Annotated in this window: 4 protein-coding genes; 2 read left to right on the top strand and 2 right to left on the bottom strand. The window is 67.0% G+C overall.

Translation table 11 applies throughout. The features are described 5' to 3' along the window. Positions 1-79 precede the first annotated feature (79 nt). A complete protein-coding gene (locus RN901_RS08230; RefSeq protein WP_310757790.1) occupies positions 80-3,274 on the bottom strand; it encodes an efflux RND transporter permease subunit in 3,195 nt (1,064 codons plus the stop codon). 268 nt (positions 3,275-3,542) lie between these two features. Between RN901_RS08230 and RN901_RS08225 the strand changes: the two genes are divergently transcribed. Then, positions 3,543-4,718, top strand: a complete 1,176-nt coding sequence (locus tag RN901_RS08225) for an oxygenase MpaB family protein (protein WP_310757789.1) — start codon at positions 3,543-3,545, stop codon at positions 4,716-4,718. 26 nt (positions 4,719-4,744) lie between these two features. Here RN901_RS08225 and RN901_RS08220 read toward each other — a convergent pair whose 3' ends face one another. Continuing rightward, entirely contained in the window at positions 4,745-6,130 is a 1,386-nt protein-coding gene (locus RN901_RS08220; protein WP_310757788.1) for an amidohydrolase family protein, read from the bottom strand. Between the two features lie 220 nt (positions 6,131-6,350). On the opposite strand from RN901_RS08220, the gene RN901_RS08215 reads away from it, so the two are divergent. Beyond that, positions 6,351-8,627 (top strand): fused MFS/spermidine synthase, encoded by a 2,277-nt coding sequence (locus RN901_RS08215; RefSeq protein WP_310757787.1) that lies wholly within the window; start codon positions 6,351-6,353, stop codon positions 8,625-8,627. Positions 8,628-8,632 lie beyond the last annotated feature (5 nt).

Below are 8,632 nucleotides of genomic sequence, written 5' to 3'. Positions count from 1 at the left end.
TTAGACTTACGTGATTTCCTGCCGGGATTCAGATCTCCGGTGCTCCGCCTGACGGCCATCGCGATCCGGCATCCGGCGATCAGGCGCGTGCCAGCCGCCAGCGCTCCCGCCGAGCCTCGAGGTTGTACTGCGTCATCACCAGCGCCGGCACGACGACCATGAGAAGGATCGTGGCGATGAACACGCCGAAGCCGACGGAGGTCGCCAGCGGCACGAGGTGCTGAGCGTAGGTACTCGTCTCGAACACGAGCGGGGCCACGCCCAGGAATGTGGTAATCGAGGTGAGCATGATCGCCCGGAATCTCTCCTTGGCCCCGCTGATGATCGCCTCCGAGGGCTCCAGGCCGGAGTCCCTGAGGTCGTTGATGAACCGGATCATCATCAGCGAGTCGTTCACGACCACGCCGAAGACGCCGACGAGTCCGTACAGCGACCACAGCCCCCAACTGAGACCGAGCAGCATGTGGCCGGCCAGCGCGCCGATCGCACCCAGTGGGACGGCGGCCATGATGATGAGGGGCTGGGTGTACGAGCCGAAGGGGATCGCCATCAGGCTGTACATGATGAGGAGAGCGAGAATGAGCGACCGGCCCAGCACGGAGATCGCGTGATCCTGCTCCTTTCTCTGACCGCCGTACGCGTAGGCGAGATCCGGGTTCTCGCTCGTCAGTCGCGGGAGCACTTCGTTGTCCAGTCTGGCGTTCACCTGCTGGCCGGTGGCGATGCGCGGATCCACGTCCGCGGTGATCGTCACGGCGCGGCGTCCGTCGACCCGGTGAATGGCGGCTGACGAGCGCGAGAATCCCGCGGACGCGATCTGACCCAGCGGCACTTCGCCGCCCGGGGTGCGGACGAGGTAGTTTTCGACATCGGTCGCGGAGTTGCGCTCTTCCTCGGGAAGCCGAACCCACACACGCATGTCTTCGCGGCCCCGAGGCACTCGGAGCGCTTCCGCTCCGAAGAAGGCGGAACGCACCTGCGTCGCGAACCGGTCGAGCGTCAGGTCAAGGGAGCGGCCCGCCGGATTCAACTCCAACTGAAGTTCCCGGAACCCCTCATCGAGGTTGCTCCGGACGTCGAACGTCCCCTCCATGCCGGTCAGTTCAGCGGTGAATTCGCCCGCGATGGCCTCCAGGCGATCGGGGTCCGGATGGGACAGTTCGTAGTGAACGGGCAGCCCCAGACCCAGAAGGTTCGAGGAGATGGAGAGTGATTTCGCTTCAGCCGGAGTCCCGACCTCTTCGCGCCATACGCGCTCGAAGGTGGAAGCGGCGATGCCCCGGCTGTTCCAGTCGTGCAGTTTGAACTGCACCGTGCCGAGGTGGCCGCGAGCCGCCTCCACCGCGTCCCCGCCGAGAGGATCGTACAGCGCCGCCAACTCGCCCACGGTGACGGCGACGTCGAACTCCAGCGGGTCCTCGCCTCCGTCGCCATCCTCCGAAAGGCGGGCCACGGCCCGATGCCCCGCGGCTTCGATTTCCCCGACGATCCGGGCCGTGCGTTCGGCCGGAGTCCCTGTCGGCATCTCCAGGTTCGCCGACACGACATCGCCCTCGATCGGGGTAATGAACTGGTTGGGCACGATGCCGGATGCCACCGCCCCCAGCGAGATCACGAGCAGGCCGGCCGCCGCAGCGAGGATGATGGACGGCTGCTCCGTCGCCAGTCGGAGTCCGCGGTCGAGGGGGCCGTCCGCGATGCGCTTCATGATCCGGTCCACGGCCCCCTGCGCCCGGTGCAGCATCCGCTGGGCGGCGCCGGATCTCCGCACGCCGGGAGCGGCCAGATGCGAGAGGTGGTTCGGGAGAACGAGCAGCGATTCCATCAGCGAGATCACGAGCACCGCGATCACCACGAGCGGAATCCCGCGGCCGAGTTCTCCCTGCGGGCCGGGGGCGTTCAGCAGCGCGGCGAAGGCCGTGATCGTCGTGAGAACCGAGAATATTACGGGCGTGCTGACGCGGCGCGTGCCGCGGATGGCTGCCGCAAGGCCCCGCTGCCCCCGCTCCCTCTCTGCGAAGATGCTCTCTCCAACGACGATTGCATCGTCCACGACGATGCCCAGCGCCAGCACGAGCGCCATCAGCGAGAACATGTTGATCGAGATGCCCAGGAAGCCCATCACGAGGAACGCGCCCATGAAGGAGACCGCCAGACCCACGGCCACCCACATGGCGAGCCGGATTTCGAGGAAGAGCGCCAGCGCCAGGAAGACGAGCGCGAATCCGATCAGGGCGTTCTCCGTCATGAGGCCGAGGCGCCCGGAGACTTCCTCCGAATCATCCTTCCACAGTTCTACCGAGACGCCTTCGGGCAGGGCCGGCACGACTTCGACGTCGAGATACCGCTTTACGGCTTCGGCGATGTCCAGCACCTGCTCTTCGGAGGTCCGGTACACGTCGACGCGGACCGCGGTCTGTCCGTTGTAGCGCACGCTCAGATCGGTGTCCGCGAACCCGTCCCGTACCGTCGCGATCTCGCCGAGCCGAACCGACGTGCCGTCCGGGCGGCCGAGGAGGATGATCTCCTCGAAATCCACCTGTTCGTAGTTCTGTCCCAGCGTGCGAACGAGGATGTCTTCGCCACTGGTGGATACCCTGCCGGCGGACAGCTCGAGTGAACTCTGCCGCACCGCGAACGCGATGTCGTCCAACGTCAGACCGAGGGCCCGAAGCCGTCTCAGGGGCACCTCGATCGAGATCTCGTACGGGCGGGCGCCGCTGATCTCGGCCAGCGACACCTCGGGAAGGGCGGAGAGTCCTTCCTCGATGTCGTAGGCCAGTTCCTTGAGCGTACGCTCCGGCACATCGCCGTACACGAGGAGGCGGATGACGCTCTGCCGACTCGTGATCTCCCGTATCTCGGGCCGTTCGGCGGCTGCCGGGAAGGTCGGAATGCGGTCGACTTCCGCCTTCAGTTCGTTGAGGGCGCGGTTGACGTCCGTTCCCGAAGTGAACTCCGCGATCACCGACGCGAGCCCTTCGGAGGCGGTGGCTTCGACCCGGTTCAAGCCGTCCACCGCCCGGATCTGCTCCTCGATCCGCCGGACGATGGATTCCTCGACTTCCTCCGGAGCCGCGCCCGGATACGGGACGACGATCTGGACGCGGTCCAGGGAGAAGTCGGGCAGGACCTCCTGGACCAGGTTCCGGGCCGAGGCCAGCCCGGCGAGGACGAGAAACAGCATGACGACGTTCGCAGCGATGCCGTTCTTCGCCATGAAACCGATAGGGCCCCGGATATTCTCTCGGTCGAAGTGACCGTCGTCACTCACGCCGTGTTCCTCCGTGATGTGTCCCACCTCCCCTCATGCGGCTCTCGCAGATCCGGCAGCCCGTGGCAGAACCCGGCTGCGTTCGAGCGGCGCCGCATCTCGCCTGAAACGCTGCCGCAGGCTGCTAACGGTTTACGCGGCGCGCGACCGATTCGCCAGAGCGCGGGGCGAAGGGACCCCGTGCGTCACGCCTCCGAAACTTTTGCTAATCCGTGCCCGGACGTATTCTCTTCGGTTGAAATGGAGAGAGATTGAAATCAACACGCACATGAGGATTCCGTCCAGCTACGCTGCCGGGTACGAGGCGGCGCGGGCCGTCGACGCCCGATTGGCGGACGATTTCATCCGCCATACGATGCTCGGCGACCCCCTTGCCGATCGCGTCGTCGAGGATCTTGCGGCCGCCTTCGCTCCCAGCGAGGTGCACCCGCTCATCGCTTCGGCCCTGCGGGATCCGTTTCAGTTGCCCGACGGCCTGCCCGACTCCCTCAGGGAGTTGGTGAGCGAGGTATCCGTCATTCCGGACTGGTACGATCCGAAGCTGGCGCAGGCGGCCACGCGCGGCTTCATCCGCAATTCCAACATCATACCGGCAGCCCTGGCCGGAGCCGCGATCGTGGAAGGCTTCTCGACGCTGATCAGCAAGTCTTTCCGGATTCGGGGCCGCATCACTCAGAACGGGGTTCGCCGCCTCCGCCAGAACCTCCTGCACCTGGCCGACCAGTACCTCCCCGGCGGGATGGAGCCGGGTGGAGATGGGTGGCGATTGACGCTTCGTATCCGATTGGTGCATGCGCAGTCGAGGATGCTGCTCAAGGATTGCGACGAATGGGACACGGCGGCGCACGGCATGCCGATCAGTGCCGCCAATATCCTGCTCGCTTCGACCACCTTTTCGGCGCGTCTCCTCCAGCACGCCAGGCGCCTCGGCGCAAAATTCAGCGACATGGAGTGGGAGGGCTACGTCCACGTGTGGAGGTATACCGCCTGGATCATGGGCGTGCCGGAGGCGATCCTCTTCGAGGACTACGATGATGCGCGCCGCAGATTCGAGATCGGGATGTTGTGCGAGCCCGCCCCGGACGACGATGCCATCATCATGGCGAACAGCATCGTGAACAGCGCTCCGCTCCTGCTGGGCGTGAAGGACCCCAAGGAACGCCGGCCCTTCGCCACGTTCATATACCAGGTGTGCCGGGAACTGGTCGGAGACGAACTCGCCGATCAGTTCCTGTTCCCCCCCTCCAAGAGGGTCCGACAGGTTCCGCTGCTGTGGCTGAAGCACCGGCTGAGGAGGGTGGCACTCGAGCGGATTCCGGGATTCCACAAACTCGACTCGGGGTACGACTACATGGAGATGCTCGACATCTCCAACGTGGGCGACTTCGAACAGTCCTACAGCTTGCCCACCACGGTCCACGACGAAGCGTCAAGGCCCTGGTAGGCGCCGTTACCCCCTGGTAGGCGCCGTTACCGGAAACTGAGCGCGGACTGGTCGCGGCCGCCGACCATGATGAACGCCACATTCCCCATGTCGCGGATGTTCTCGTCGGGCCGACCGTCGATCGCGATGATATCGGCGAAGCGGCCCACCTCGACCGTCCCCACTTCATCTTCGATCCCCACGATCTCGGCGTTCAGCCCGGTGGCCGCCGTGATCGCCTCGAGCGGCGTGAACCCCGCGGCCACCAGGTTCTCCATCTCCAACAGCATGTACCCGTGCATGCTGTCCGTCCCGATGCCGACCTTGACGCCCTTCTCCTTCGAGCGGCGGAGCTGCCCGAGGCGGTCCAGCCGCCGCTGCGCCCGCCCCGGGTTCTCTTCAAGCGCCCGCGCGTGCACCTGACGCCCGCGCTCGAGCCAGTCGCGGATGTCGCCCGCTTCGTTGTCGAGGAAGCCCCACTCGTTGAAGACGCTCTGGAAACCGATGGTGTACGTGTTCACGAACCCCACGTCGCGGCTCGCCATGAGGTCCATCAACTCTTCGTTGAGGTTCCCGCCGTGCTGGATCGAGTTGACTCCCGCCTCGACCGCCAGGCGGATGGACTCTCCGTTCGCGTGCGCGGTGGCCTCGATCCCGAGCCGGTGCAGTTCGTTCACGGCCGCGTCGATCTCTTCCTTCGTGTAGTTGCTCTCGCCCGGAGCGTACGGGGTGCCGTTGTTGGGCCCCACCCGCGCGCGGTCGGTGATCGTCAGCTTCATGTGGTGCGCGCCCATCTCATAGTTCTGCCGCACGAACGTGCGCATCTCCCAGGGTCCGTTGGTCGTCCGGTACTCCGCCGGGCCGTGGCCGGCGGTGGTCGAGATGAAGTTCCCGCTGGGATAGATCCGGGGGCCGGGAACGATCCCCTCCTCCACGGCCTGCGAGGCCTGGATGTCGTTGTAGTGGACCTCGCCGACGACGTAGACGCTCGTGACGCCGGACATGAGCTGCACCCGGATGTTCCGGATGATGCGCGCCATCTGCATGGCGTCGTGCTGCTCCATTCCCTCCAGCTGGCCCCGGAGCGTGCGAACGTCGGGCCGGATCGAAAGGTGGGCGTGCGCGTCGACGATCCCGGGCATCACGGTGTGTCCGGTCAGGTCGACGACCCGGGCGCCGTCCGGGATCGCGACGGCGGCCGCGTCGCCCACGGCTTCGATCCGCTCGCCGCGCACGATGATCACCTGGTTGTCGCGAGCCGGCTGGCCCGCGCCGTCGATGAGCCGACCGGCCCGGATCGCCGTCACTTCCTGGGCCGCCGGGGCGCGAGCCGCAGCCATCGCCGGAGCGGCGCCATACGCGGCGGAAGGAGCGGAGGGGACGAAGGCCGCGGCCAGCACCGCGGTCCGCAGGGTCATCGCTGTCGTTCGCATCGGACGCTCCTCGAGTCGGCGCGTGGTCATCAGGTGGACCGTACCTGCGAAACTTGTTGCCCGCGTCCGGCCGCGGCCAGACGGCGGGAAGCGCCCGGTGTGACGCCGGGGCGGCGGACCGCGCCGGGCTATCGACTACCCAGCGGGCAGACTACGTTGCCGCCGACCGACACCTCATCTCCCGTCCAGAACGAGCCCGCCGACCTGGATGCCCCAACCGATGACGCCCGATAGCCGTGTACGGCGGATCGCGCTGCTGGCCCTCTTCTTTCTGTCGGGGGTCAGCGGGCTGATCTACCAGATCGCCTGGGTGCGGCAGTCCGTCTTCACCTTCGGAGTCAGCGTCTACGCCTACAGCACGGTCATCGGGGCCTACATGATCGGGCTCGCGCTGGGCAGCTACATGATGGGCAGGCGAATCGATGCGCACGCGCGGCCCCTGCGCACATACGCGGCACTCGAGGTGGGGATCGCGGCGCTCGCGGCGCTGTCGCCCTTCCTGCTCGGGGCCCTGCACGCGCTCTACCCGGGGCTCAGCAACGCCCTCCCGGCCGGAGGCGTCTGGCTCACGCTGGGCCGGCTTGTCCTCTCTCTGGCCGTGCTCACGCCGACGACCTTCCTCATCGGGGCCACGCTGCCCGTCATGAGCCGGATCTACGCGACGCACGGCGGGCGCGTCGGGAGCGACGTGGGCCGGCTCTACCTCGTGAACACGGCGGGCGCCGCCCTGGGCTGCGTCCTCACGGGACTCGTCTTCCTCCGGTATCTGGGGGCGCGCGAGACCATCTTCCTTGGTGCAGCGATCAATCTGTTCGTCGGGGCGGGGGCGCTCGCGCTCATGCGGCTGGGTCCGGCCGGGCGGGCCGGCCGGGCGACGAGCGAGATGGGCGATGTCGAAGCGGATTCGGCGCTTGCGGCCGGGCCGCGTACCGGACCCGCTGAGGAGGCGCTCCCGATTTCGGCCGGGGCGCTGCGCTATGTGGCGATCGCGTACGCCATCTCCGGCTTCATCGCGCTCGGCTACGAGGTCGTGTGGGCGCGGATCCTCTATATCCACTCCTCGCACGCCGCGTACTCGTTCTCGCTCATGCTGACGGTCTTCCTCGCCGGGCTCGCGCTCGGGGGCGCCGGCGCGAGCTGGGTCCTGCGACGGCGACGGGCGACGCTGAGGCACTTCGGGGCGATCCAGCTCGCGATCGGACTGCTGGCCGTCCTCATCCTCCACGCCTTCGCGCGACTTCCCGCCCTCCACCTCGAGGATTGGTTCGGGGGCTACACCGTCGCGTACGAGTTCCTCATCGCCTTCATCACGCTCTTTCCTCCCTCCGTCCTCCTCGGAGCGCTGTTCCCCCTCGTCGGAAGCCTGTACACGCGCGAGCGGACGGAGGTCGTGGGACTTCGCATCGGCCGCGTGAACGCGTTCAATACCGTGGGAGCCATCGCCGGTTCGCTCGGCACGGGGTTCGTGCTCGTGCCGCTCTTCGGACTGCGCAACACGACAATGGCCCTGGCGGCACTGAACCTCGTGCTCGGAGCCGTGGCGCTGCGTTTCGACCGCGGAGGCCGGCGGGCGCTGCGATTCGCGCCGGCGGGCGCCATGGTGGCCACGATCGTCGCCGTCGCGATCCTTCCCACCGGCTTCTACCTCGGCTCGTACTATACGGAGGTCGACCGGCTCATCTTCTACAAGGAGGGCGTGGAGACCACCGTCGCGGTGCTCGAGGTCCCGGAGGACAACTACAAGATTTCCTTCGTCAACGGCCGCGACGAAGTGCCCACGGACCGCGCGAGCATGGCGGCGTTCAGGCTGCTGGGACACCTGCCGCCGCTGCTCCGGCCCGGCGCCCGCAACGCCCTGGTCCTGAGCTTCGGCAACGGGATCGCCACCGGGACGATGAACACGCACGACATCCCCATCATCGACGCGGTGGACCTCTCTCCCGAGATGATGGAGGCGGCCGCGGTCTACTCCGAGGAGAACTACGACGTTCTCGACAGCGACCGGCTGCGGCTCCACGTCGAGGACGGACGCAACTTCCTTCTCCGGGCGGAGGCGTCGTACGACATCATCTCGGTGGACGCGACGCACCCCGCGAACGCGAGTTCATGGGCGCTGTTCACGAGCGAATTCTATCAGTTGATCGAGAGCCGGCTCGCCGAGGACGGCGTCTTCATGCAGTGGATCCCGATCCACGGCGTCCGCGAGGAGGACTATCGCGACATTCTGCGGACTGTCTGGGACGTCTTCCCCAACATGGTGCTGTGGTCGACCGGATCGACGCACAGTTATGTCGTCGCCACGCGGGACCCGATGTCGTCCGTCGTGATGCAGTCGGTGCTCACGCGGGCGGCCGCCAACCCGATCGTCGTCCGGGATCTCGGGCCGCCGGAGACCATCGCCGGCTACGTGGCGATGGCCGAAGCGGACCTGACGGGCTACATCGGGCGCGGCCCCGTCATCACCGACAACGACGCCTTCTTCATGCCCGCCCGCTAGTTCGC

It is taken from the genome of Candidatus Palauibacter soopunensis (assembly GCF_947581735.1).
Classification (GTDB): Bacteria; Gemmatimonadota; Gemmatimonadetes; order Palauibacterales; family Palauibacteraceae; genus Palauibacter; species Palauibacter soopunensis.
Note: the sequence above shows the minus strand (reverse complement) of the source record. Positions and strands in the feature narration are given on the sequence as shown.